Annotated in this window: 22 protein-coding genes and 2 pseudogenes; 8 read left to right on the forward strand and 16 right to left on the reverse strand. The window is 74.5% G+C overall.

What is annotated here, in order from left to right; genetic code table 11:
- Positions 1-70 precede the first annotated feature (70 nt).
- From ACY34I_RS08490 to ACY34I_RS08515, 6 genes are all read right to left on the reverse strand, one after another.
- The gene (locus tag ACY34I_RS08490) at positions 71-1,576 is read right to left on the reverse strand and encodes a complex I subunit 4 family protein (protein WP_462754017.1); all 1,506 of its coding nucleotides are present in this window, start codon (positions 1,574-1,576) and stop codon (positions 71-73) included.
- On the reverse strand, positions 1,573-3,498 hold the full coding sequence (locus tag ACY34I_RS08495) for an NADH-quinone oxidoreductase subunit 5 family protein (protein WP_462754019.1): 1,926 nt from the start codon (positions 3,496-3,498) through the stop codon (positions 1,573-1,575). Before ACY34I_RS08495 ends, ACY34I_RS08490 begins: the two co-directional genes overlap by 4 nt.
- Positions 3,495-3,938: an NADH-quinone oxidoreductase subunit NuoK gene (nuoK, locus tag ACY34I_RS08500; RefSeq protein ID WP_462754021.1), complete on the reverse strand. Its 444-nt coding sequence runs from the start codon at positions 3,936-3,938 to the stop codon at positions 3,495-3,497. The genes ACY34I_RS08495 and nuoK overlap by 4 nt, the downstream gene beginning before the upstream one ends.
- The gene (locus ACY34I_RS08505) at positions 3,935-4,534 is read right to left on the reverse strand and encodes an NADH-quinone oxidoreductase subunit J family protein (RefSeq protein WP_462754023.1); all 600 of its coding nucleotides are present in this window, start codon (positions 4,532-4,534) and stop codon (positions 3,935-3,937) included. Before ACY34I_RS08505 ends, nuoK begins: the two co-directional genes overlap by 4 nt.
- Complete coding sequence (locus ACY34I_RS08510; RefSeq protein ID WP_462754025.1) at positions 4,531-5,139, reverse strand: NuoI/complex I 23 kDa subunit family protein; 609 nt, start codon at positions 5,137-5,139, stop codon at positions 4,531-4,533. Before ACY34I_RS08510 ends, ACY34I_RS08505 begins: the two co-directional genes overlap by 4 nt.
- A 66-nt stretch (positions 5,140-5,205) precedes the next feature.
- Positions 5,206-5,637, reverse strand: a complete 432-nt coding sequence (locus ACY34I_RS08515; protein WP_462754027.1) for an ester cyclase — start codon at positions 5,635-5,637, stop codon at positions 5,206-5,208.
- A 152-nt stretch (positions 5,638-5,789) separates the two neighbouring features.
- Between ACY34I_RS08515 and ACY34I_RS08520 the strand changes: the two genes are divergently transcribed.
- The gene (locus tag ACY34I_RS08520; RefSeq protein WP_462754028.1) at positions 5,790-6,836 is read left to right on the forward strand and encodes a glutathione S-transferase family protein; all 1,047 of its coding nucleotides are present in this window, start codon (positions 5,790-5,792) and stop codon (positions 6,834-6,836) included.
- Between the two features lie 37 nt (positions 6,837-6,873).
- On the opposite strand, the gene nuoH is transcribed toward ACY34I_RS08520, so the two are convergent.
- Positions 6,874-7,836 carry an NADH-quinone oxidoreductase subunit NuoH gene (gene nuoH, locus ACY34I_RS08525; RefSeq protein ID WP_148793418.1) on the reverse strand — a complete coding sequence of 321 codons (963 nt, stop codon included), beginning with the start codon at positions 7,834-7,836 and terminating at the stop codon, positions 6,874-6,876.
- A gap of 272 nt (positions 7,837-8,108) precedes the next feature.
- Positions 8,109-8,732: pseudogene (locus tag ACY34I_RS08530) on the reverse strand (NADH-quinone oxidoreductase subunit C); the annotation flags it as partial.
- A 106-nt stretch (positions 8,733-8,838) separates the two neighbouring features.
- Here ACY34I_RS08530 and ACY34I_RS08535 point away from each other — a divergent pair.
- Complete coding sequence (locus ACY34I_RS08535; RefSeq protein ID WP_462754030.1) at positions 8,839-9,885, forward strand: glucose 1-dehydrogenase; 1,047 nt, start codon at positions 8,839-8,841, stop codon at positions 9,883-9,885.
- Between the two features lie 20 nt (positions 9,886-9,905).
- Here the strand turns inward: ACY34I_RS08535 and ACY34I_RS08540 are convergent, their stop codons facing one another.
- A complete protein-coding gene (locus tag ACY34I_RS08540; protein ID WP_462754032.1) occupies positions 9,906-11,222 on the reverse strand; it encodes a DUF2252 domain-containing protein in 1,317 nt (438 codons plus the stop codon).
- A 59-nt stretch (positions 11,223-11,281) separates the two neighbouring features.
- On the reverse strand, positions 11,282-11,857 hold the full coding sequence (locus ACY34I_RS08545) for an NADH-quinone oxidoreductase subunit B (RefSeq protein WP_148793411.1): 576 nt from the start codon (positions 11,855-11,857) through the stop codon (positions 11,282-11,284).
- A gap of 137 nt (positions 11,858-11,994) precedes the next feature.
- On the opposite strand from ACY34I_RS08545, the gene ACY34I_RS08550 reads away from it, so the two are divergent.
- The 4 genes from ACY34I_RS08550 (at position 11,995) to ACY34I_RS08565 (ending at position 15,907) form a co-directional block, all read left to right on the forward strand.
- The gene (locus ACY34I_RS08550) at positions 11,995-12,555 is read left to right on the forward strand and encodes a SigE family RNA polymerase sigma factor (protein WP_462754034.1); all 561 of its coding nucleotides are present in this window, start codon (positions 11,995-11,997) and stop codon (positions 12,553-12,555) included.
- Complete coding sequence (locus ACY34I_RS08555; RefSeq protein ID WP_462754036.1) at positions 12,548-13,735, forward strand: hypothetical protein; 1,188 nt, start codon at positions 12,548-12,550, stop codon at positions 13,733-13,735. The genes ACY34I_RS08550 and ACY34I_RS08555 overlap by 8 nt, the downstream gene beginning before the upstream one ends.
- A gap of 160 nt (positions 13,736-13,895) precedes the next feature.
- A complete protein-coding gene (locus tag ACY34I_RS08560; RefSeq protein ID WP_462754038.1) occupies positions 13,896-14,828 on the forward strand; it encodes a hypothetical protein in 933 nt (310 codons plus the stop codon).
- A 137-nt stretch (positions 14,829-14,965) separates the two neighbouring features.
- The gene (locus tag ACY34I_RS08565) at positions 14,966-15,907 is read left to right on the forward strand and encodes a hypothetical protein (protein ID WP_462754040.1); all 942 of its coding nucleotides are present in this window, start codon (positions 14,966-14,968) and stop codon (positions 15,905-15,907) included.
- 64 nt (positions 15,908-15,971) lie between these two features.
- Here the strand turns inward: ACY34I_RS08565 and ACY34I_RS08570 are convergent, their stop codons facing one another.
- The 3 genes from ACY34I_RS08570 to ACY34I_RS08580 form a co-directional block, all read right to left on the reverse strand.
- On the reverse strand, positions 15,972-17,444 hold the full coding sequence (locus tag ACY34I_RS08570) for a pyridoxal phosphate-dependent decarboxylase family protein (RefSeq protein WP_462754042.1): 1,473 nt from the start codon (positions 17,442-17,444) through the stop codon (positions 15,972-15,974).
- Positions 17,445-17,564: 120 nt separating this feature from the next.
- Positions 17,565-18,935: an MFS transporter gene (locus tag ACY34I_RS08575; protein ID WP_462754044.1), complete on the reverse strand. Its 1,371-nt coding sequence runs from the start codon at positions 18,933-18,935 to the stop codon at positions 17,565-17,567.
- A gap of 32 nt (positions 18,936-18,967) precedes the next feature.
- Positions 18,968-19,279, reverse strand: a complete 312-nt coding sequence (locus ACY34I_RS08580) for an MGMT family protein (RefSeq protein WP_148793399.1) — start codon at positions 19,277-19,279, stop codon at positions 18,968-18,970.
- Positions 19,280-19,292: 13 nt separating this feature from the next.
- Between ACY34I_RS08580 and proB the strand changes: the two genes are divergently transcribed.
- Complete coding sequence (gene proB, locus ACY34I_RS08585) at positions 19,293-20,450, forward strand: glutamate 5-kinase (RefSeq protein WP_462754046.1); 1,158 nt, start codon at positions 19,293-19,295, stop codon at positions 20,448-20,450.
- Between the two features lie 43 nt (positions 20,451-20,493).
- Positions 20,494-21,735: a glutamate-5-semialdehyde dehydrogenase gene (locus tag ACY34I_RS08590; RefSeq protein WP_462754048.1), complete on the forward strand. Its 1,242-nt coding sequence runs from the start codon at positions 20,494-20,496 to the stop codon at positions 21,733-21,735.
- A 371-nt stretch (positions 21,736-22,106) separates the two neighbouring features.
- On the opposite strand, the pseudogene ACY34I_RS08595 reads toward ACY34I_RS08590, so the two are convergent.
- The 3 genes and pseudogenes from ACY34I_RS08595 to ACY34I_RS08605 all read right to left on the reverse strand — a co-directional run.
- Positions 22,107-22,976, reverse strand: a pseudogene (locus ACY34I_RS08595) (prenyltransferase/squalene oxidase repeat-containing protein); the annotation flags it as partial.
- Positions 22,977-23,093: 117 nt separating this feature from the next.
- Entirely contained in the window at positions 23,094-24,275 is a 1,182-nt protein-coding gene (gene moeZ / locus ACY34I_RS08600) for an adenylyltransferase/sulfurtransferase MoeZ (RefSeq protein ID WP_148793391.1), read from the reverse strand.
- A 107-nt stretch (positions 24,276-24,382) separates the two neighbouring features.
- On the reverse strand, positions 24,383-25,261 hold the full coding sequence (locus tag ACY34I_RS08605; RefSeq protein ID WP_462754050.1) for a DUF3152 domain-containing protein: 879 nt from the start codon (positions 25,259-25,261) through the stop codon (positions 24,383-24,385).
- Between the last annotated feature and the right edge of the window lies 1 nt (position 25,262).

Consider the following 25,262-nt stretch of genomic DNA (forward strand, 5'->3'; position numbering starts at 1 on the left):
ACACCTCGCGCTCACCGGAGTCCACCTTGGTTCGCGGCTGCGGAATTCCGCTCCGCCGCACGCCCCGCGCTCAATCGAAGACCGCCAGCAGCGCGTTGACCGGGTCGGCGGCGTAGGACAGCACGAGGGCCGGGGCCAGGCCGACGGCGAGGGCGAGCAGCACCAGCGGCGCCCAGGCGGTCAACTCCGCGCCGGCCAGCCCCGGCGCGAGCCGCCCGACCGCCGGGCTGGGCCGCCCGTGGCTGACCCGGCGCAGCAGCCGCAGGAAGTACGCGGCGGTCAGCGCCCCGCCCAGCGCGGCCAGCACCGCGAGGGTGGTCCAGAGCCCGCCGCCCCGCCGGACGGCCGCGATGACGGCGAACGCCTCCCCCCAGAAGCCGGCCAGCCCGGGCAGCCCCAGCGAGGCGACCGCCGCGAAGCCGAGCAGCCCGGCCAGCCGGGGCGCGGTCTCCCGGAGCCCGGACAGCTCGGCGAGGGACCCGGTGTGCGTACGGTCCTTGACCGCCCCGGCCAGGAAGAAGAGCAGGCCGGTGATCACGCCGTGCGCGATGTTGCCGATCAGCGCGGCCTGCAGGCCGGTGGCGGTGAGCGTGGCCACCCCGAGCAGCACGAAGCCCATGTGTCCCACACTGGAGTACGCGATCAGCCGCTTCAGCTCGTCCTGCGCGAGGCAGACCAGGGACCCGACGAGGATCGCCGCCACGGCGAGCACCCCGAGCACCGGGGCGGCCCAGCGGGCGCCCTCCGGGGCCACCCCGACCGCCACCCGGATCAGGCCGTACGTGCCCATCTTGAGCAGCACCCCGGCGAGGATCACGCTGCCCACGGTGGGCGCCTGGGTGTGCGCGTCGGGCAGCCAGGAGTGCAACGGCCAGAGCGGGCTCTTCACCGCGAACGCCAGCGCCAGCAGGGTGAACGCGGCGAGCTGGGTGCCCCAGGGCAGCCCGGACCCGCCGGTCAGCGTCACCAGGTCGGCGGTGCCGGCGGCCGCGACCACCACGTAGACGCCGACCAGCAGCAGCACCGAGCCGAAGAGGGTGTAGAGGACGAACTTGCGGGCCGCCCGCCGCCGGTCGTCGCCGCCCCAACCGGCGATGATCGCGTACATCGGGAGGAGGACGACCTCGAAGAAGAGGAAGAAGAGCACCAGGTCGAGGGCGAGGAAGGTGCCCAGGATGCCCACCTCGACCACCAGCAGCAGCGCGACCAGGGCCCGCCCGCTGCCACCGCCCTCGGGCACCCGCCACAGCGTGTAGCCGCAGCAGAGCAGGGTGAGCAGCGCGGTCAGCACCACCAGCGGCCAGGAGATGCCGTCCACCCCGAGGTGGAAGCGCAGGTCGAGGCCGGGCACCCAGGGCAGGTCGAGCTGGTGCCAGGGCTGCACCGCGGGCGACGGCCCGTAGCCGAACCAGCCGTGGTCGCCGCCCACCAGCGGCAGGGTGGCGAGCAGCGTCAGCCCCGCGGCGGCGGTGCCCACCAGCCGCCCGGCCCGGTCGCCGGGCATGGCGGCCGCCGCGACGGCGCCCAGCGCGGGCACCGCGAGGACCGCGACCAGCAGGAACTCCCCGAACGTCATGAGGCCACTCCGATCAGCGCCACGGCGAGGCCGATCAGCAGGGCGCCGGCCAGCACGCCGGCCGCCGCGCGCGGCAGCGCCGCCCGGTGCAGGGCGGCCAGCCCGCCGCCCAGCTCGACCGCGGCCCGGCCGCTCCCCTCCACCAGGCCGTCCACCCCCAGCTCGTCCCCGGCACGCACGGCCCGGGCCAGCGCGGTCGTCGGGCGTACCACGAGGGCGTGCTGGACGTCGTCGAGGCGGAACGCCCGGGCGAAGACCGGCCGCAGCGGACCCAGGAAGCGGGCCGGATCGGCGGCCGGGTCGCGGCGCCAGCCGACCCAGGCGACGCCGGCCCCGGCCAGCAGCAGCACCAGCGGCAGCAGCAGGTTCGGCGCGAGGTGGACCAGCTCGACGGCCTCCCCGGTGCGGTCGGCCGGAACGCGGAGGCGGTCGGCGAACCACGGCGCGAAGGCGGCCAGGCCGAGCAGCGCGGCGGGAATCGCGAGCAGCAGCACCGGCCAGCGCAGCACTGCGGGCGGGTCGTGCGGGTGGGCCAGCGGGAGCCGGGCCGCGCCGAGGAAGGCGCGCAGCAGCAGGCGGGTGGCGTACCAGGCGGTGACGGCGACGCCGAGCAGCCCGGCCAGCCAGACCAGCCAGCCGACCCAGGCGTAGCTCGGGCCGCTGCCCTCCAGCGCGGCGGCCTCGGCGGCGGCGAGCACGCCGTCCTTGCTCCAGAAGCCGGACAGCGGCGGCACCCCGGCGAGCGCACCGAGGCCGATCACCGTGCACCAGAAGGTCACCGGCATGGCGGCGCGGAGGCCGCCCATCCGGGACATCAGGGTGGTGCCGACGGCGTGGATCACCGCGCCGGCGGCGAGGAACAGCAGCGCCTTGAACGCGGCGTGGGTGAGCAGGTGGAACAGTGCCGCCGCGGGCGCGCCGACGGCGAGCGCGCCGGTCATGTAGCCGATCTGGGAGACCGTCGACCAGGCCAGCACCCGCTTGATGTCGTCCTGCGCGGTGGCGGCGAACGCGCCCAGCAGCAGGGTGACCGCCGCCATCACGCCCAGCACGGCGAGGGCGGCCGGGGCCTGCGCGAAGAGCGGGAAGAGCCGGGCCACCGCGTACACGCCGGCGGCGACCATGGTGGCGGCGTGGATCAGCGCGGAGATCGGGGTGGGGCCGGCCATCGCGTCCGGCAACCAGGTGTGCAGCGGGAACTGGGCGCTCTTGCCGGCCACCCCGGCGAGCAGCAGCAGGCACGCGGCGGTGAGCGTGCCGGTGGAGTAGTGGTGGGCCAGCACGTCGGCGATCCGGAAGCTGCCCGCGGCGACGCCGAGCAGCGCGATGCCGAGCAGGAAGCCGACGTCACCCACCCGGGTGACCAGGAACGCCTTCACCGCGGCGGCGGGCGCCTCGGGCAGCCGCCGGTCGTGGGCGATGAGCAGGTACGAGCAGAGGCCCATCACCTCCCAGCCGACCAGCAGCAGGATCAGGTCGCCGGAGACCACCACGGTCAGCATCGCGGCGGTGAAGAGACTGATCTGCGCCGCGTACGGCGGGTAGCGGTGGTCCACCTCGACGTCGTCGTGCGGGCCGCGCTTCAGGTAGCCGATCGAGTAGACCTGCACGGCCAGGGCCACCGCGGCCACCGCCGTGGCCACCAGCACCGCCACGCCGTCCAGCCGGTAGCCGAGGGTGACCGTCAGCCCGCCCAGCTCGACCCAGGTGGTGCCGCCCTCGACCGGGCGGTCCACCCGGACCAGCAGCGCCACCCCCGCCAGCAGCGCCACCGCCGCACCGGCCACGCCGAGCGCGATCGCCACCCGCCGGGCCCGGTCCTCGCCGGTCGCCGCGCCCCTGGGCGACGGCGGCAGCAACAGCCCGACCAGGCCCACCAGCAGGGGTACGCCCGGCAGCGCCGCCGCGAGCAGTCCGGTCACTTCTCCCCCTCCGGCGCGTCGGTGGCCGGCCCGCCCGACGGCGAGCTCGCCGGGCCGGCGGGCGCGTCGGTGGCCGGCCCGCCCGACGGCGAGCTCGCCGGGCCGGCGGGCGCGCCGGCGGGCACGGCCCCCGGCGGCTCGGTCAACGGCACGTCGTCCACGGTCACGCTGGCCCGCAGCCGGTAGAGCTGGAGCACGATGGCCAGCCCGACGCCGATCTCGGCGGCGGCGAGCACGATCACGAAGAGCGCGAAGACCTGACCGGAGTGCGGCAGCTGGGCCCGGACCGTGGTGTCGGCGGTGACCAGGATCAGGTTCACCGCGTTCAGCATCAGCTCGACGGCCATCAGCACGAGGACGGCGTTGCGGCGGCGCAGCACGCCGTAACCGCCGAGGCCGAACAGCAGCGCGGCGGTGACGTACGGGATGATCGGCCTCACCCGCGCCCACCCTCCTCGGCGACCGTGGCCATGGCACCGGCCGGCTCGGGTCGGGCCGAAGGTCCGCCGGCCGGGCGGCGTTGACGGCCCGGCGCGCCGGGCCGGCCGATGTCGACGCGGGACAGCACGATCGCGCCCACCAGGGCGGCGAGCAGCAGCACCGAGAGCAGCTCGAAGGGCAGCACCCAGGAGCGGAAGACCTGCTCGCCCAGGCGGTCGGCGGTGCCCGCGGCGGGCAGGTCCACCCGGGACCAGCGGAACGCGTGGACCAGCAGCACGGCCAGACCCAGGCCGCTGCCGCCGCCGATCAGCGCGGCCGGCCAGCCGGGCCGGTCCAGGTCGGCGGAGGCGCCGATCGGGGCGCGGGTCAGCATCACCGCGAAGAGCAGCAGCACCACCACCGCGCCGACGTAGATCAGCACCTGCACCCAGGCCACCAGCTCGGCGGTGAGCACCAGGTAGTCGCCGGCCAGCGCGCCCAGGCAGACCACCAGCCAGAGGCCGGCCCGGACCAGGTGCCGGGTGCCCACCACCAGCGCGGCGGCACCGACCGCCACCGCGCCGAGGGCCAGCAGCAGCACGTCCGCACCGGTCATGACGGCGTGCCCTCGCCCTGGTCGGCGCCGGGCTCGGGGCGTACCCGGGACGGGGCCGGACGCGCGGCGGGGGCCGCGGCCTTGCGGGCGGCGGTGGTCTCCTCCTTCGAGGGTTCGCCGCGCTGGTCGTGGGCCGGCGGTGGCGGGACCGTGCCCATCCACTCGCCGAGGTGGTCCTTGTCGTGCAGCAGGTCCTTGATGTCGTACTCGGCGTACTCGAACTCGGGCGACCAGTAGAGCGCGTCGAACGGGCAGACCTCGACGCAGATGCCGCAGTACATGCAGAGCGAGAAGTCGATGTCGAACCGGTCGAGCACGTTGCGCTGGCGGGGGCGGGCGGCGCCGGGCACCGCCACCTCCTCCTTGTGCGAGTCGATGTAGATGCACCAGTCCGGGCACTCCCGGGCGCAGAGCATGCAGACCGTGCAGTTCTCCTCGAGCAGCGCGATCACCCCGCGCGAACGGGGCGGCAACTCGGGGGCGACGTCCGGGTACTGCTGGGTGGTCGAGCGTCGGGTCATCGTCCGCAGGGTGACCGCCAGCCCCTTCGCCAGCCCGCCACCGGGCACACCAGTGCGCTCACTGCGCTCGCTCATGCCGCCCATCCTGCCCTGTGGCCCGGGTGCGCGCGACCACCACCCGGGGCATTGCGGCGGTACGGTGGCTGCGGATCACTCCCCGATCGCGGTGAGCCCGGGCGGGGGCGGGAGCATCTCGACGCCGAGCTGCTGGAGGACCTGGAACAGCTCGTTGACGCTCCACACGTCCACGATCCGGCCGCTGTCGTCGAACCGCAGGAACGTCGCCCCGGAGTAGCTGACCACCCGGCCGGTCGGCGGCACCGGGCCGAACTGCCCGGCCTGTGTGCCGGCGGCCCGCCAGTGCACAGCCACCCGGTCGCCGGAGGCCACCACCTCGACGATCTTGTAGCGCAGGTCCGGGAAGGACGCCCGGCGGTCCCGGTGCCAGGCCAGGGCGGCCGCCGGCCCGGTCCCGCCCAGCCCCGGGCAGTCCTCGGCGACCAGCTCGTACGCGGTCTCCTCACGGGTCGCGTTCCACACGTCGGTGATGAAGCGTCGGGCCACGGCCTCCACATCGGTCACCGCGGCAGCCTAGTCCCCGCCTCCGGGCGGGCCTGCCGGACCGGGCGGGAACGACCATGATGGGACGGGACGACAGCGACAGGAGGCAGCGACGTGAGCGCGAGGAGTGAGCCGGGGTTGCGAGCCCCGCAGTCACGAACCGAGGTGGCACCGTGACCCAGAGCGGCGACGAGATCCTGAACCGGACCGGCGGAAAGTACGTCGAGCCGGGCGGCGAGTTCACGCGCGACCAGCGCTACATCGCCACCCGGATCACCGCCGACGCGCGGGACGGCTGGCCGGTGACACCCGGCCGGTACCGGCTGGCGGTGAGCCGGGCCTGCCCGTGGGCGAGCCGGCTGATCATCGCCCGCCGGCTGCTCGGGCTGGAGGACGCGATCTCGATGGCGGTGGCCGGGCCGACCCACGACAAGCGGAGCTGGACCTTCGACCTGGACCCGGGCGGGCGGGACCCGGTGCTCGGCATCGAGCGGCTGGCCGAGGCGTACTTCAAGCGCTTCCCCGGATACGACCGGGGCATCACCGTGCCGGCGATCGTGGACGTGCCGACCGGGCAGGTGGTCACCAACGACTACGCGCAGATGGGCCTGGACCTGTCCACCGAGTGGACCGCGTACCACCGCGAGGGCGCGCCGGAGCTCTACCCGGAGCGGCTGCGGGACGAGATCGACGAGGTCAACGCCGTGGTGTTCAAGGACGTGAACAATGGCGTCTACCGGTGCGGCTTCGCCGGCGGCCAGGAGGCGTACGAGAGCGCGTACCGCCGGCTCTTCGACCGGCTCGACTGGCTGAGCGAGCGGCTGAGCGGGCAGCGCTACCTGGTCGGTGACACGATCACCGAGGCGGACGTACGGCTGTTCACCACGCTGGTCCGCTTCGACCCGGTCTACCACGGCCACTTCAAGTGCAACCGGCAGAAGCTGACCGAGCTGCCGGTGCTCTGGGCGTACGCCCGGGACCTGTTCCAGACCCCTGGTTTCGGCGACACCGTCGACTTCGACCACATCAAGCGGCACTATTACGAGGTGCACCGGGACATCAACCCGACCGGGATCGTGCCGCTCGGCCCGGACCTGTCGGGCTGGCTCACCCCGCACGGCCGGGAGGCCCTGGGCGGTCGACCCTTCGGGGACGGCACCCCGCCCCCGCCGCCGGCCGAACCCGTCGACCCCGCCCACACCCCGCTGCGGGTCGGCTGAGTCTCCGGAGGGCCCCTGCGTCAGGCGGGGGCCCTCCTCACATCGCCAGCCGGACGGCGGCGGTCAGGACGAGCTGGGCCAGGGCCAGCGGGACGAGCACCAGCCAGCAGAGCCGCTGGAGCTGGTCCTCGCGCAGCCGCGGGTACGACACCCGGAGCCAGATGATCACGAAGGCCACGGCGAAGACCTTGAGCAGGGTCCACAGCCAGCCCAGCTGGGCGTCCGCGAACGGGCCCTGCCAGCCGCCGAGGAAAAGCACGGTGGTCAGCGCCGCGATCACCACGATGCCGACGTACTCGGCGAGCAGGAAGAACGCGAAGCGCAGACCGGTGTACTCGGTCATGTAGCCGAAGACCAGCTCGGAGTCGGCCACCGGCATGTCGAACGGCGGCCGCCGGATTTCCGCCAGCCCGGCGACGAAGAAGATCACCATGGCCGGCGCCTGCCAGAGCAGCCACCACGGCCGCCACGCCTCGACGATGCCGGGCAGGCTGAGCGTCCCCGCCGCCATCGCCACCGATGCGGCGGCCAGCACCAGCGGCAGCTCGTAGCCGAGCAGCTGGGCGGCGCCGCGCAGCCCGCCGAGCAGGCTGTACTTGTTGGCCGAGGCCCAGGCGGACATCAGCACCGCCAGCACCCCGATGCCGACCACGGCCAGCACGAAGAACAGGCCGATGTCCAGCGGCTGCCCGACCAGGTCGCCCGGGCCGAGCGGGATCACCAGCAGGGCCAGCAGGTACGGCACCAGCGCCACCGCCGGGGCCAGCCGGAACACCGGCCGGTCGGCGTCGCGCGGGGTGACGTCCTCCTTCTGCACGAACTTGACGCCGTCGGCGATGAGCTGCGCCCAGCCGTGGAAGCCGCCCGCGTACATCGGGCCGAGCCGGCCCTGCATGTGCGCCATGACCTTGTGCTCGGCCTGCCCGACGATCAGGGGCAGGGTGAGGAACGCGACCAGCACGCCGGCCACCCGGAGGACCAGCTCCAACCAGGCGGGCATCAGCCGTCCCCCTCCTCGGTCCCCGGTTCGGCGGCCGGCTCCTGCCGGGGCGGGCCGGTCGGCGGCTCGCCCGGGGTCGGCCGGCCCGGCGCCCCGGGCCCGGCCGGGGCCGGACCCGCCGGTCGCTCCCCGGGCGTACCCCGGGCCGGGCCCGCCGGCCGCTCGGCCGAAGTGGACCGGGTCGGGCCCGCCGGTCGCTCCGCAGTGGTCGGGCGGGCCGGGCGCTCGCCCGGGGCGGGGCGTGGCGGGCGTTCCCGGGCCGGGCGGGCGGGCGTACCCCCGCGCGGGCCCTCGCCCACCCCGGCCGCGCCGGCGGGCGTGGGCGTCGTCCCCCACTCCCCCGGCGCCGGTACGCCCGGCGGCCGGATCGGCCGGCGACCGCCGCCGGCCTCCGACTCTCCCGGCTCCTTCGCGCCCGGCCAGGGCTTGGCGACCCGGGAGGCGAGCACGAACTCCTTGCGCAGCGGGTGCCCCTCGAACTCAGGCGGCAGCAGCAGCGGGCGCAGCTCGCCATGCCCGTCGAAGCCGATGCCGAACATCTCGTGGGTCTCCCGCTCGTGCCAGCCCGCGCCGGCGAAGAGGTCGACCACGGACGCCACGACCGGCGCCTCCCGGGGCACCCGGGTGCGCAGCAGCAACCCATGCCGGTGCCGCGTCGACCAGAGGTGGGCCACCACGTCGAAACCCTCGGCCAGCTCGTCCACCGCCGACAGCCAGTCGAAGAAGTCGAGGCCCAGCTGGGCATCGTCGCGAGCCGCGCGCACCGCGTCCCGCCAGCTCGCCGGGGGTACGTCGACGGTGGCGCGGGCGTACGCCTGGCCACCGGAGACCGACGCGGTGACCTCGACCGGCGCGAGCAGCGCGACCAACCGCTGGCCGACCTCTTCCGGAGTCATGCCGCTGATCCTATGGCGTCCCGACTCGCGTCGAGCCGCCCGCGTGCTCCGGCCGGTTCCGCCGCTTTGCGGGCGGGCGGCCGCCCGGCAGGGAAGGATGTTCACCGTGCGTGCTGTGACTGTGACTCCCGGCGTCCCGAACTCGCTGCGCTGCGATCCCGACTGGCCCGAACCGCCCCCCGAGGAGGGGGCAATCCTGGTCGAGGCGCTGGCCGTGGGCATCTGCGGCACCGACCAGGAGATCATCTCCGGCGCCTACGGCGAGGCGCCGCCCGGGCAGGAGCGGCTCGTGCTCGGCCACGAGGCGCTGGGCCGGGTGCTGGAGGACCCGACCGGCACCCTTCGGCCCGGCGACCTGGTGGCCGGCATCGTCCGGCACCCCGACCCGGTGCCGTGCCAGAACTGCGCGGTGGACGAGTGGGACATGTGCCGCAACGGGCAGTACACCGAGCACGGCATCAAGGGGCTCCCCGGGTTCGCCCGGGACCGGTGGCGGGTGCAGCCGAAGTTCGCCGTCGGCTTGGACCCGATGCTCGCCCCGGTGGGCATGCTGCTGGAGCCGACCAGCGTGCTGGCGAAGGCCTGGGACCACATCGAGCGGATCGGCCGCCGCGCCGAGTGGAAGCCGCAGACCGTGCTGGTGACCGGGGCCGGGCCGATCGGCCTGCTGGCCGCGCTGCTCGCCACCCAGCGCCAGCTGTCCGTGCACGTGCTGGACCGGGCCACCAGCGGGCCGAAGCCGGAGCTGGTCCGCTCGCTCGGCGCGACCTACCACACCTCGCGGGTGAGCGAGCTGGACTTCGCGCCGGACGTGGTGGTGGAGTGCACCGGCGCGCCGGTGGTGGTGATGGACGCGATGTGCCAGGCCGGGCCGACCGGCATCGTCTGCCTCACCGGGGTGTCCAGCGGCGGCCGGACCATCGACTTCGACGCGGGCGCGCTCAACCGCGAGCTGGTGCTGGAGAACAACGTGGTCTTCGGCTCGGTGAACGCCAACCGGCGGCACTGGGAGATGGCCGCCGAGTCCCTCGCGCGGGCCGACCAGGGCTGGCTGAACTCGCTGATCACCCGCCGCGTGCCGGTGGCGGCGTACACCGAGGCGTACGCCACCGGACCGGACGACATCAAGGTGGTGCTGGACTTCACGGCCTGAGCGGCCGGGCGGCCCGCGGCTCAGATGCCGGGCAGCCGGCCGTTGCGGAACAGGTCGACGAAGAGTTGGTGGTCCTCGCGGGCCCGGATCCCGTACGCGTGCGCGAAGTCGACCAGGTACCGGACGAAGCCCTCCGCGTCGGCGTCGACCGCGGCGACGATCGCCTCCTCGGTCGAGTAGTCGACCAGGTCGTGGCTGGACTCGTCGTCGGCGACGGAGTGCATCCGGGCCACCGCCCGGCCGAGGTCGGTGAGCACCCCGGCGAGTTCCTCGGGCTCGTTCACGTCGGCCCAGTCCAGGTCGGCCGCGTACGGGGACACCTCGGCGACGAGCTGGCCGACCCCGTCCAGCTCGGTGAACCCCACCCACGGGTCGGCGTACGCCTGCAGCGCCCGCTGCGACTCGGCGGTCCGGTGCCCCTGGTGCCGGAAGTAGGACCGGACCCGCTCGTCGTCGATGTGCCGGGCCACCGCCGGCACCTGGGCCTGCTTCATGTAGATGACGACGTCGTTCTCCAGCGCCTGGGTGTGCCCCTCCAGCAGCAGGTTGTACGAGGGCAGCCCGGCCGAGCCGATGCCGACGCCCTTGCGCAGCACCACGTCCTTGATGGTGGCGGCGACCGGGCGGAGCCGGGCGGTGGCCGCCGGCAGGGTGGCCAGGTAGTCGTGGAACGCGGCGCAGACCTTCTCCCGGGTCGCGGCGTCGACCTCGAAGACGCCGTCGCCGAGGGAGAACCGGCGGTCGTAGTTGTCGATGGTGGTCTGCTCGGCGAGCAGGTCCACCCGGGTGTTCAGCCGGGCCTGCTGGAGCACCCGGCGCAGCACGCCGTCGGCGTTGGCCAGGGTGATCGAACCGATCGCGTCGTCCCCGCCGGCCGCGATGGCCCGCAGCTCGGTCAGGTACGACCGGGCGAAGCCGCTGACCAGCTCGCCGATCACCCGGTCGGAGAGCGCCTTGGCGTAGCCGAGCAGGGCCACGCTGGCCGCGAACCGCTTCAGGTCCCAGGAGAACGGCCCGACGTACGCCTCGTCGAAGTCGTTGACGTTGAACACGAGCTGCCCGGAGGCGTTCATGTAGGTGCCGAAGTTCTCGGCGTGCAGGTCGCCGTGGATCCACACCCGGCTGGTCCGGTCGTCGAGGTAGCGGTCGCTGACGAAGTCGCCGCGCTGGTCGGCGTAGAAGAGCGACGCGCTGCCCCGGTAGAACGCGAACGGGGAGGCGGCCATCTTGCGGAACTTGCGGCGGAACGCCGCCGGGTCGAGCGCCATCGAGGCGCCGAACTCCTCGGTCAGCACGTCGACGATGAAGGCGCAGCGCTTGTCCGCAGACTGGGTCATGGCCCGCACGCTAGCCCCCGGCCGCCAACGGCGACCTCGACCGGCCGGCGGGGGCGACGTCAGCCGGCCGGTGGGCGGACCGGCGGCGCGGTGAGGGATTCGACCGGGCGCGGCGTGCTCTCCGCGGGCCGCGGGTCGACCGGCGGGGCGAGCCGGTCCGGGCGGGCCACCCCGCCGATGCCGGACTCCTCGGCGGCGATCTTCTCCTGCAGCCGGAGGATGCCGTGCAGCAGCGCCTCCGGGCGGGGCGGGCAGCCGGGCACGTAGACGTCGACCGGGATGAGCTGGTCGACTCCCTTGGTCACCGAGTAGGAGTCCCAGTACGGGCCGCCGCAGTTGGAGCAGGCGCCGAACGAGATCACGTACTTCGGCTCGGGCATCTGGTCGTAGAGCCGCTTGATCGCCGGGGCCATCTTGTCGGTGACCGTGCCGGAGACCACCATGAGGTCGGCCTGCCGGGGGCCGTGGGCGAACGGGATCACCCCGAGCCGGATGAAGTCGTGGCGGCCCATGCTGGTGGCGATGAACTCGATGGCACAGCAGGCCAGCCCGAAGTTGAACACCCAGAGCGAGTACCGCCGGCCCCAGTTCAGCACGAACCGGATCGGCTCGCCGAGCACCGCCGGAACCTGCACCTCAGGCCTCCCTCACCTGTCCCCGATGTGACAGTCAACCACAGCGCCGGAGGTGGCAACCCGCGCAACCGTCGCCGGCGTCGATGCGTGTGACGGATGTCGATCGCGTCGGCGGCGACGCGCACGGGGAGGACCAGATGACGGTGACCAGGGAACCGCGGCTCGGTGAGCCGCCACCTGAGCGGACCGCGGAGCGCCCGGAGCGGGCCGAGGCGATCGACTTCGACGGGCTCTACCATGCGCACTTCCGGTCCCTGACGCTCCAGCTCGCCGCGTACTGCGGGGACCTCTCACAGGCCCAGGACCTGGTCCAGGAGGCGTTCTGCCGGGCGTTCGCCCGCTGGTCCCGGGTGTCCCGCTACGACGACCCGGTGGCCTGGGTACGCCGGGTCGCCTGGAACCTCGCCACCAGCCGCTGGCGGCGGCTGCGGACCGCCCAGGCCTGGCTGCGCCGGCAGCGGGAGGAGCACGTGCCCGGGCCGGACCCGGACCGGGTGGCCCTGACCGCCGCCCTGGCCCAGCTGCCGCCCAGCCAGCGGCGCGCGGTGGTGCTGCACTACCTGGCGGACCTCTCCGTCACGCAGATCGCCCTGCAGGAGGGGGTGCCGGAGGGCACGGTCAAGTCCTGGCTGCACCGGGGCCGGGCGGCGCTGGCCGCGCAACTGACCGGCACGAACGAGGTGGACGACCATGAGTGAGTTCGAGGACATCCTGGTCGGCGGCGAGTTCGCCGCGTTCCGCGCGGCGTACGCGCCGGCGGTGCGGCCGGTCGGCCCGGCAGCGGTACGGGAGACGGTACGCCGTCGGCGGCGGCGTACCGCGGTCGTCACCGCGGCGGCCGTGGTGCTCGCCGTGGCGATCCCGGTCACCGCGAACGCGGCGCTGCATCGGCGCGACCGTCCGCCGCACGTGCCAGCCGCTACTCCCGGCTCGACCCCGTCTGCCACCACCCCGTCGCCGACGCCGAGCACGGCCAGCCCCACCCGGGCCGCGCCGGACGGACGGATCAGCAGGGCACAACTGCTGGCCGCCCGCCTCGACCTGCCCACCTGGCCATCGTACGCCCCGAAGACCTGCACCACCCACGATGTGCGGCTGCGGGCCGAGCCGGAGCCGGACTACCGGCCGGTGCTGCTGGGTGATGAACTCCGCTACGGCGATCTCGACGGCGACGGCGCCACCGAGACAGTCGGCCTGGTCGGCTGCCGGTTCGGCGAGGCCAAGGCCAAGCAGGTGCTGGCCTTCGACCGGGACGAGACCGGCCGCATCGTCACCATGGGCCGGATCGTCGGCACCCGCGAGGGGATGGATGACATCACCGAGTTCTCGGTGCAGGCCGACGGGAAGGTCCGGGTGCGGGTGGCCGACATCCAGCCCTGCTGCAGCACTCCTGAGTGGGCGCCACAGCGGCAGTGGCGGACGTACGCCTGGACCGGCGACCGGTTCGCCCAGACCGCCGGGCCGACGAAGTTCGGGATCGACCCCAGGCTGACCGACCTCACCCTGACCGCTGGTGACCTCGTGCTCGAGCCGCCGGACAATGTGGGCAGGCGGCTCGGGTCGGTGACCGTCACCGTGGTCAACAAGGGGCCGGTGGACGTGCCCCGGCTCGGCTTCACCGACTTCTCCAGCGTCGGTAGGCCCTCGGGCGGTGACGTGACCCGGTGCCGGCCGGTGCGATCGGAGGGGTCCGACGCCTGCGTGCTGGACAGCCTGCCGGCCGGGGGACGAAAGACGTACACCTTCCGGTTCCTGATCGGCCCGGTGCCGATGGGCGGGCCAGCGCTCCTGCGCGTCATCCACTACGACTCGCAGGAGCAGTACTGGACGGACCTGAAGCCGAAGGACAACGCGGTGGAGCTGCACACGGCCGGCTAGGCGTACACCCCCTGCGGACGCGGCGACCCGGTGGCCCGGGTCGCCGCGTCGCATTCGCGACAAATCAGGTTGCAACCGGCGACTTGGCAGAGACGTGTCCCCACCATCGGGCGGACGGAAGCGCCGCCGCCCACCCACGGGGATCACGGGAGGAACAGCAATGACCACACGTAAGGCACGGGTCGCCACCGCGCTGCTCGGCGGGGCCGCCGCCCTGCTCACCCTGGCGGCACCCGCCACCGCCGCGACCGCGACGGCTCGGCCCAGCATCACCGCCCAGCAGCTCGTCCTGACCCCGACCGACCGGGGGTACGTCGGGACGATGACCGCGACGGTGACCAACCCGGGCTCGACCGCCACCTCGGTGGACCTGGTCGTCACCGAGCCGGCCGGGGCCTCCTTCACCACCATTGAGCCCGGCGGCCCGTGCTTCTACGAGCGGCTGGTGGAGAACCGGCTGGTCAACAGCTGCTACGGCGGCCGGGTCGAGGCGGGGGCGAGCGTGACGTTCCAGCTCGGCTTCCACGTCTGGACCACCGCCCGGGACTACCCGATGGTGTCCCGGGACGGGCGCATCGCGGTGGTGCCGGCGGGTGCCACCGATCCGTCGGGCACCGCCCGGTTCACCACCCTGTTCGAGTCCACCACGGGCAGCGTGCGCAGCCCACGGACGTACGTGCAGGCCACCGAGACGGACCTGACCATCCGCGGCGAGGCCGTGGTGCTGACCAGGCAGGCCGACGGCAGCCTGCTCGGCCGGATGCCGGTCACCGTCCGGTACGGCAACGACGCCCCGTCGTTCCACCTGAACGTCAACGCCGCCCTCCCGGCGGGCGTCATCGTCCACCACATCGAGCCGCAGGACATGCCGAGCTTCCCGGACTCTTTCGTCGTGCCGGGAGGCCGGTTCATGCCCGGTGAGGAGCGGGCCTTCGACGTCTACCTCAGCGCCCCCGCGGGGACCCCGGCCGGCGCGCTGGGCACCGGCTCGTACACGCTCAGCCCGAGCTACTTCTACGGCAGCTCCATGCCGGACGTCGACCCGGCGGACAACACCACCTCGTTCCCGCTGACGGCGGTCGAGGCGGGCTGACCACGTGACGGCGGGTCCGGCGCGATGCGCCGGGCCCGTTTCGTCCATCTGGGGCGCCCATAGTGGATCAGCATCGCTATGGTGCTGATCGATGCCCGCCGGCAACGGCGTGACACCAACCACGGGGAGGAACATCCATGCCAATCACCATGCCTGTCGGACGCCGAATCGCGGCCGGCCTGCTCGGCTCCGCGCTGGCGGTGCTCGCCGCCGGGGCGCCGGCCGCCGCCGCGCCGAGCCAGTCCAGCGACACGCTCTCCGTCACCGCGCAGCGGCTGGTGCTGGAGCCGACCGACCGGGGCTACGTCGGCACCCTGAGCGCCACGGTCACCAACAACGGCCCGACCGCCACTCAGTTCAACCTGACCTTCCTCGAACCGGCCGGCGCGTCGGCGGGTGACCTGGTCCCGTCCGACACCTGCTGGTGGTCCGCCTCGGGCGTCGGAGTCCGCCTTCGCATCATGTGCGGTGGCTCCACCACGTGGCTCGAGCCCGGTGCCAGCCAGACGTACGGCCTGAAGATCCAGGTCCTCACCACCCCGCGCGACTACGCCATGGTCGTCGACGACGGCTCCGTCGGTGTGCTGGTCGGAAACTCGGAGCAGCCGGTGGCCAGCGCTCCCTTCACCACCCTCTTCCGCTCCACCAAGGGCGGCATCAACAAGCCGAAGCCATACGTGCAGGCGACGCAGACCGACATCTCGCTCCGCGCCAGCGCGGTCACGCTCGACCGGCAGCCCGACGGGAGCCTCAAGGGCCGGATGCCGGTGACCGTCCGGTACGGCAACGACGCGCCCTCGCTCCTCCTCAACGTCCGAGCCAGCCTGCCGGCCGGCGTCTGGGTGGATCACATCGAGCCGCAGGACCTGCCGAGCTTCCCTGAAGCGTTCACCGTGCCGGAGGGCCGGTTCATGCCGGGCGAGGAGCGCAGCGTCGACGTCATTCTCACCGCGCCCGCCGGCACCCCGGCCGGCGAGCTGGGCACCGGGTCCTACACGGTCGAGCCGAGCTATCCGATCAGCCTGACCGACGTGGACCCGACCGACGACACCACCTCGTTCACCGTCACGGCAAACTGAACGACAGTCGTCCGGCCGGGGGTGCTTCCCCGGCCGGACGACAGCGTCGGGCCGCGAGCGGCACTCACCAGGTGGGGCGTTGCAACAGCCCGACGAACTCCACCAGCAGCCGTTCCCGCAGGGGCACCGGGGCGGCGTCGAGCAGGGTGTTCACGGCCGCCATCCGGTCCGGCGCCGGCCCGGCACCGAGCCCGAGGCCGGCGGCCAGTCCGGCGATCAACTCCGGGGTGAGTTCCTCCGGGGTCAGCGACGCCGCGAGCGCACGCACCTCCGGCGGCAGCGCGACCGGGCCGGCCGCCCGCGCGGCCGCCGCCGCGCCGGCCAGCGCCGGGCCGAACTCGGCCACCCGCGGGGCCACCGCCGCGGTCACCGTGAGGTGCACGCTGGCCGGCAGCCCGGCGTACGCGAGCTGGGGCTGGGTGTGCCAGCCGCACGCGGTCAGCTCGTCGACCAGCACGAACAGGTCGAGACCGGGGTCGTCGCTGGTGAAGCAGACCACGGTCGACTCCGGCTCGGCCAGCAGCCGCAGCCCGTCGACGGCGCGTACCGCGTCGGCCAGCCCGGACACCGCCTCCCGGGTCCGCGCGGCCAGCCGCAGGTAGCCGGCCTCGCCGAGGTGGCGCAGGGTGGCGTACGCGGCGGCGATCGGCCCGCCCGACCTGGTGGAGGCGATCACCGGGTTGACCATGGTGTACCCGGGCCAGTCCGCGTACCCGAAGTACTGCGGCGCCCGCAGCCTGGCGTCCCGGTGCAGCAGCACCGACACCCCCTTCGGGGCGTACGCGTACTTGTGCAGGTCGACGGAGATCGAGGTGACCCCGTCGACGGCGAAGTCGAACGCCGGCACCGGCGCGCCGAGCCGCCGCAGCCAGGGCAGCGTCCAGCCGCCGAAGCAGGCGTCCACGTGGCAGCGCACCCCGGCCGCCGCCGCCACCGCCGCGATCTCCGCGACCGGATCGATCACGCCGTGCGCGTACGCGGGGGCGGAGGCGGCGACCAGCACGGTCTCCGGCCGGATCGCGGCGGCCACGTCCGCCACTGCCGGCCGCAGGGTGGCCGGGTCCACGGGCACGGTGTCGAGGGCCACCCGCAGGTAGTGGGCCGCCTTGGCGAACGCGGCGTGCCCGCTGGCCGGCACCACGATCCGCGGCGCGGCGAGGTCCGGCCGGGCGTCCCGGGCCGCCTTGACGGCCAGGATCAGTGACTCGGTGCCGCCGCCGGTGACGCTGCCGACCACCTCCGGGGCGCTCGTGCCCGGGCCACCGCCGAGCAGCCGGGCGGCCGCCCCGACCAGGGCGTTCTCCATCGCCAGCAGGGACGGAAAGGCTGTCGGGTCGAGCCCGTTGACGTGGGCGCTCTCCGCGTACGCGGCCCGGGCCAGCTCGTCCAGCCCTGCCACGCCGGGGTCGTAGACGTAGGCGAACAGCCGCCCGCCGTGGGTCGGCCGGTCGGCCGCGCGCAGGGCCCGGATCTCCGCCAGCACCTGTTCCGCGGGCACCCCTTCGACGGGCAGCGCGCCCGTCCCTTCCTCGATCATCGACTCGTGACGCCCTTTCTCGTGGCGGTCGGCAGGGCAGGGGCCCCGGTCAACGCCGTGCGTGGTGGAGGAGGCCCCTGCTGACACTCACTCGCCGCGGCCGGCCCGCCCGGTCGCGGTTCATGCGCCCGCCGGCGCGGCAGCCGACCGCGCCGGGCCGGCACCGAGCTGGGCGGGGGTCAGGGTGTAGGCGCGCAGCAGCAGCACCGGGGCGGCGACCAGCAGGGCCGGGAGGACGGTGAAGCCGAGCAGCACGCCGAGGCGGGCGCCGGCGGACTGGTCGGCGGCGACCCCGGTCGACGACGACACGTAGCCGGAGAGCTGGAGGACCAGGCCGTAGAGGCCCGGGCCGAGGGCGAGACCGAACGTCTCCCCGGCCGTCCAGAGCCCGGTGAACACGCCGGCCTGCCGGCGGCCGGTGCGCGCGGTGTCGTAGGCGATGCAGTCCGGCAGCATGGCGAGGGCGAAGACCTGCTGGCCGGCGTACCCGACGCCGATCAGCGCGACCACGGCGTAGACCCCGACGGCCGGCAGCGCGGGCGCGGCGACGAGGGCCAGCGCGCCGGCCGCGAAGAGCAGCGACGCGGCGACCAGGGCGGCCCGCTTGCCGACCCGCGCGCCCACCCGGGTCCAGAGCGGCATGACGAGCAGCGCCGGCCCGACGAAGCAGGCGAAGAGCAGGGTCGGCCCGGTCTCCGGGGCGCGGAGCACCTGGCCGGCGAAGTAGCTCACCCCGGCCAGCACGGTCGCCACCCCGGCGGATTGCACCACGAAGCAGACCAGCAGGGCCCGGAACGGCCGGTTCCGGCCGGCGACCGCGAGCTGGGCGCGCAGGCTCGGTTCGCTCTCCCCCACCGTCCCGGTGGGTGCGGACCGGGTGCCGAGGAACGCCCCGACCGCCCCGGCCCCGATCAGCGCGGCGACGAAGAGCCCCATCCAGCGGTGCCCCGGCACCCCGTCCCCGCCGGCGGTCACCACCGCCGGGGCCACCGCGCCGGAGACCAGGATGGCCAGCGCCAGCACCGCGATCCGCCAGCTCATCAGCCGGGTACGCTCCGCCGGGTCGCCGGTCAGCTCGGCCGGCATCGCCACGTACGGCACCTGGAAGAAGGCGAACGCGGTCGCGGTGGCCAGGAACGCCACCGCCACGTACGCCCCGGCGGCCGGGCCGGCCCCGAACGGCGCGGCGAAGATCGAGGCGAAGAGCACCGCCAGCGCCAGCCCACCGCCGAGCAGGTACGGCCGGCGGGCACCCCAACGGGACCGGGTCCGGTCGGAGATCCGGCCGGCCACCGGGTTGACCAGCACGTCCCAGGCCTTGGGCAGGAGCACCAGCAGGGCGGCAACGCCGGCCGCGACGCCCAGCGTGTCGGTGAGGTACGGCAGCAGGAGCAGCCCGGGCACGGTGCCGAACGCCCCGGTGACCAGCGAGCCCAGCGCGTACCCGAGGTGCACCCGGCGGGGCAGCGGCCCCTGCGCCGTCGCGTCCATGGAGCCGAATGCTACTCACGTTATGGCCGGGATCACATCGTCTCGTCGGGCGACCATGATGCCGCCATGTCCACCCCCGCCCCGCGCAGCGGACAGCCCTCGGCGCGCAGCCGCGCCCGCGCCTCCACCTCGTGCCCGGGTGGCAGCCGCCCGGCCGAGTTCACCACCCGATGCCAGGGCACCCCGCCCCCGTGCCGGGCCATGATCGAGCCGACCAGCCGGGCCGAGGCCCGCCCCGAGCGCTCGGCGAGCGCGTCGGCCACCGCCCCGTACGACATCACCCGGCCCGGCGGGATCCGCTCGACCAGGTCGAGCACCGCCTCGACGTACTCGTCAGGTGTCACGAGCTGCCACGATATGGGAACGCGACGGGGCCTCGCCGACCCGGACGCGCAGAATGGTCGGGTGCGTGAAGCAGTAACCTCGGCCCGCCGGATCGTCGTCAAGATCGGCTCGTCCTCGCTGACCACGGCGGCGGGCGGCCTGGACGACACCCGGGTCGACGCCCTGGTCGACACCCTCGGCGCGCTGGCCGGCGCCGGCCGCGAGGTGGTGCTGGTCTCCTCCGGCGCGATCGCCGCCGGCCTCGCCCCCCTCGGCCTGGCCCGGCGCCCGCGCGACCTGGCCACCCAGCAGGCCGCCGCCAGCGTCGGGCAGGGCCTGCTCATCGGCCGGTACGCGGCCAGCTTCGCCCGACACGGTCGCACCGTCGGGCAGGTGCTGCTGACCGTCGACGACGTGACCCGGCGGGCGCACTACCGCAACGCGTACCGAACCCTGCGCAAGCTGCTCGACCTGCGGGCGGTGCCGATCGTCAACGAGAACGACACGGTGGCCACCGAGGAGATCCGGTTCGGCGACAACGACCGGCTGGCCGCGCTGGTCGCCGCCCTGGTCGACGCCGACCTGCTGGTGCTGCTGTCGGACGTGGACGCGCTCTGGACCGGAAACCCGGCCCGCCCGGGCAGCACCCGGATCGCCGAAGTCCACGGCGAGGGCGACCTGGCGGGCGTGGACATCGGCGGCGCCGGCCGGGCCGGGGTGGGCACCGGGGGCATGGTGACCAAGGTCGAGGCGGCCCGGATCGCCACCGGCTTCGGCATCCCGGTGGTGCTCACCGCCGCCCCGCTGGCCGCTTCGGCGCTGGCCGGCGAGCCGGTCGGCACGTTCTTCCACCCGAGCAGCCGCCGGCCGGCCGCCCGGCTGTTCTGGCTGGCGCACGCCACCGCACCCCGTGGGCGGCTGCACCTCGACCCGGGCGCGGTGCAGGCGGTGGTGGGCCGGCGCAAGTCCCTGCTGCCGGCCGGGATCACCGCCGTGGACGGCGCGTTCACCGCCGGCGACCCGGTCGATCTGGTGGACACCGCGGGCGCGCCGGTGGCCCGGGGGCTGGTCAACTACGACGCGGTGGAACTGCCCGGGCTGCTCGGGCGCTCCACCTCGGAACTCGCCGCGGCCCTGGGCCCGGCGTACGAACGTGAGGTCGTCCATCGCGACGACCTGGTGCTGCTGTGAATCCGGGACGCATGGCGTCCCACCGACCCCCGAGGAGTGCAGGATGAGCGTCGTCGAGCAGGCCCGGCGGGCCCGGGACGCGGCGGAGGCCCTCGCGGTCGCCACCCGTACCGTGAAGGACGCCGCGCTTCACGCGATGGCCGACGCGCTGGTGGCGCGTACCCCGGAGATCCTGACCGCGAACGCGACGGACCTGGCGGCCGGGCGCGAGGCCGGGCTGACCGCGGCGGTGCTGGATCGGCTGGCGCTCGACGCGGGCCGGGTGGCCGCCATCGCCGACGCGCTGCGCCAGATGGCCGCGCTGCCCGACCCGGTCGGCGAGGTGCTCCGCGGCTCGACCCTGCCGAACGGGCTGGAGCTGCGGCAGGTCCGGGTGCCGTTCGGGGTGGTCGGCATCATCTACGAGGCCCGGCCGAACGTGACCGTGGACGCGGCCGGGATCTGCCTGAAGTCGGGCAACGCGGCGCTGCTGCGCGGCTCCTCCTCGGCGGCGCACTCCAACGCCGCGCTGGTCGCCGTGCTCCGGGACGCGATCGCCGGAGCCGGCCTGCCGGCGGACGCGGTGCAGCTGCTCGACGCCACCTCGCGGGACTCGGTCAAGGAGCTGATGCGCGCCCGGGGCCTGGTCGACGTGCTGATCCCGCGCGGCGGGGCCTCGCTGATCCGCACCGTGGTCGAGGAATCGACCGTGCCGGTGATCGAGACCGGGGTGGGCAACTGCCACGTCTACGTGGACGCCGCCGCCGACGTCGCCAAGGCCGTGGCGGTCACCCTGAACGCCAAGACCCAACGCCTCTCCACCTGCAACACCGCCGAGTCGCTGCTGGTCCACGCGGACGTCGCGGACGCGTTCCTGCCGGCGATGCTCGACGCCTTCGCGCAGGCCGGGGTGACCGTGCACGGCGACGCCCGGGTGGCCGCCCACTCCGCCGCGGTGGTCCCGGCCACCGAGGAGGACTTCGCCACCGAATACCTCTCCGCCGACATCTCCGTCGCCGTCGTCGACTCGCTCGACGCGGCGGTGGCACACATCCGGCGGTACGGCACCGGCCACACCGAGGCGATCGTCACCGACTCGCAGTCGGCGGCGCGGGAGTTCGTGGCCCGGGTGGACGCGGCGGCGGTGATGGTGAACGCGTCCACCCGGTTCACCGACGGGGGCGAGTTCGGCTTCGGCGCCGAGATCGGCATCTCCACGCAGAAGCTGCACGCCCGGGGCCCGATGGGGCTGCCCGAGCTGACCAGCACCAAGTACGTGGTCACCGGGGACGGCCACCTGCGCTGACGGCCTGCGCGCCGGCCGGCCGCGCCCGCCTAGGCGGTGGGCGCGGCCCGCTCGGGCGGCGCGGCGGGCTCCGGCGGAGGCAGCGGCACCAGCGGCGGCGGCACCGGCGCGACCGGCGGCCCGGCCTGCACCGGCGGGACCGGCGACCCCGCCGGTCCCGCCGCGACGGGCGGCGCGGCGAGGTGCGGCGGCGGCACGGCGGGCGACGCGACGGCCGGCCGGGGACCTGGCGCCGGCACGGGAGCCGGCGCCGGCACAGCGCCCGCCGGGGGTGCCGGGCGCGGCGCCGGCATCGCGGGCGGATCCGGCAGCGCGGCCGGCTGCGGCGGCACGAACGGGGTGCCGGACACCGGGGCCTCGGGAGCGCTCGGGCGGCAGGCCCGGATCGCGCGCAACGTGGTGTGCACGTCGAACTGGTGGCCGTCGTCGCTGTCCCAGCCGCCGTCGCTGCGCTGGGTCTCGGCGAGCCGCTGGCGCGCCGCCACCAGCAGCCACTGCTCCTCGCCCACCTCGACCCGGCGCAGCGTGGCGGCCAGCCAGGCCACGTCGGCCGGGGACATCTGCGGGATCCGCTCAGCCAGCACCGCCTGGATCCGCGCCGACTCGTAGTACATCTGCTGGCGGTGCAGCACGGCCGCGGCCAGCCAGCCGGCGGGCAGGAAGGACGGCCAACTCCCGTCGGGGGCGAGCTGCGCGGCCAGCGCCTGCGCCGCCGCCTGCACCACCCCGGCGTACGCCCCGCCGACCCGGTGGTCGAGTGGGCCGGCGGCGCGGGCGTCCAGCCCGGCGACGGTCAGCCAGAACCCGGCGTTCGCGGTCAGGAAGAGCTGCGCCTCCGGGTCGCCCGGGGTCGCCCACTCGGGGGCGAACCCGGCCAGCGACGGGTCCTCGTCCCAGCCGCCGTCGCGCAACTGCCGGGCGGCCAGCCAGTCCAGGGCGTGCCGGGCTGCCGGACGGCTGAGCCCCCCGAGGTCGTCCAGCTCGGCCAGCCGGAAGCAGGTCGCGTCGACCGAGGCGACCTCGCCGTCGAGCACGGCCGGCCAGCCGCCGCCGGGTGCCTGCCCGGCCTCGGCCGCGTCGAGCAGCTCGGCCGGCACCGGGGCACCGGTGCGCAGCCGGGAGAGGCGGGCGCGGTCCACCGCGTCCCCATGCGCCACGACGAAGCCGATGGCGGCGTCCAGATCGACCACGACGGAGACGCTACCTGCGGGAACGTCCTCCCGCCTCGGTATCTCGGCCAAGGATGGCCCGGCTCACCGGCGGGTACGCGGGGGCCCTCCCGGCATCCCGGAAGGGCCCGTAGGGCTGGTGTCAGGAGACCCTGCTCGGCGAGTCTCATGACGCCGGCCCTCGCCGACTCAGTACGCGGGCAGCGACGGATCGATCTGCTTGATCCAGGAGAGCACGCCACCCTGGACGTGCACCGCGTCCTTGAAGCCGGCCGCCTTGAGCGCGGCGAGCGCCTCGGCGGAGCGGACGCCGGACTTGCAGTGCAGCACGATCTGCTTGTCCTGCGGGAGCTTGGCGAGCGCCTCGCCAGAAATGATCTCGCCCTTGGGGATGAGGGTCGCGCCGGGGATCCGGACGATCTCGTACTCGGCGGGCTCCCGGACGTCGATCAGGAAGACGTCCTTGCCGGCGTCCTGCCACTCCTTCAGCTCCAGGGCGGTGATGGTCGAGTCGACCACCGCCTCCTGCGCCTCGACGGAGACCGCGCCGCAGAAGTCCTCGTAGTCCTCCAGCAGGTCGGTGACCGTCGGGTTCTCGCCGCAGAGCACGCAGTCCGGGTCCTTGCGGACCTTGATCTTGCGGTAGCTCATCTCCAGGGCGTCGTAGACCATCAGCCGGCCGACCAGCGGCTCGCCGATGCCGGTGAGCAGCTTGATCGCCTCGTTGACCTGGATCGACCCGATGGACGCGCAGAGCACGCCCAGCACGCCACCCTCGGCGCAGGACGGGACCATGCCGGGCGGCGGCGGCTCCGGGTAGAGGCAGCGGTAGCAGGGGCCGTGCTCGGCCCAGAACACCGACGCCTGGCCGTCGAACCGGTAGATCGAACCCCAGACGTACGGCTTGCCGAGCAGCACCGCCGCGTCGTTGACCATGTAGCGCGTGGCGAAGTTGTCGGTGCCGTCGACGATCAGGTCGTACTGGGAGAAGATCTCCTTGACGTTGTCCCGGTCCAGCGCGGTGTTGTGGATCTCCACGGTGACCAGCGGGTTGATCTCACGGATCGAGGCGGCGGCGGACTCGGCCTTCGACCGGCCGACGTCGGAGACGCCGTGGATGACCTGCCGCTGGAGGTTGGACTCGTCGACGGTGTCGAAGTCGATGATGCCGAGGGTGCCGACGCCGGCGGCGGCAAGGTAGAGCAGGGCCGGCGAGCCGAGACCGCCGGCGCCGACGCAGAGCACCCGGGCGTTCTTCAGCCGTTTCTGTCCCTCGACCCCGACGTCCGGGATGATCAGGTGGCGCGAGTAGCGACGGATCTCGTCTACGGTCAGCTCGGCGGCGGGCTCGACGAGCGGGGGCAGCGACACGGTGGACTCCCCGGGATCGGCGGTGGGACCGGGTAATTGTCACTCGCCGTGGTAGGGATCGGCCATGATGAGCGCCACGTCGCCCGACATGCGGGAGCGGGAATAACTCAGACCCCGTCGGTCAACTCCCCCTCGTAGCGGATGCCGTCCACGTACGGCCAGGCGTTGGCGACGCAGCCGTCCAGCCCGTACGTCTGCTGCTGCATCACCGGGGCCGGCTCGCCCGGCCCGGGGCAGGCCTGGTGCAGCTCGCCGAACTCGTGCCCGACCTCATGGTTGATCACGTACGTCCGGTAGACCTCCAGCGGCGCGCCGTAGTCCGGGACCGCGTCCATCCAGCGGGCCAGGTTGATGACGACCCGGCCGGGCAGCCGACACGAGGTGTACCGCTGGGTGCTCAGGCCGCCGTCGGCGCACATCCGCTCCGAGGTGGCCGGGGTGGCCAGGTAGATGGTGAAGTCGGCGGCGGCCGCCTCGGCCACCCGCTGCACCCGCAGCTCCCCCGAGGCGATCCAGCTCCGCGGGTCGCCGAGCACCGCGTCCACCGTGGCGGCGAACTCGTCCGCGTCCTGTCCGGTGTCCTGCTCCACCTCGATCCGGTAGCGGCGCAGCGGCCCCTCGTGCCCCCGTACCGGGGAGCGGCCGTCGGCGGCGGCGAAGCTGCCGGGCCCGGCGGTCGGGTAGCCGCTCGCGGCCACCCGGGGACCGCCGTTCGCCGGCCGCTGGTTCGAGGTGGCCACCGGGGGCCGGCCGGCGGACCGGTGGACCAGGACCGGCAGACCGGCCGCGCCGCCGCCCGCCACCAGCAGGGCGGCTAGGAGCAGGACGGTACGGCGGCGTCGCCACCGCAGCAGGCGCCCTCCGGGCTGGACCGGGAAGGTGGTCCCGGGCTGGGCCGGCGGGCGGTCGAAGTCGAGCCGGGCCGGACCGCCGGACCATGGATGACCGGTCTCGGCGTCCGGGTCGGAAGGGGACGAGGAGGTCATG

The organism is Micromonospora sp. RTBAU3-60 (assembly GCF_054963695.1).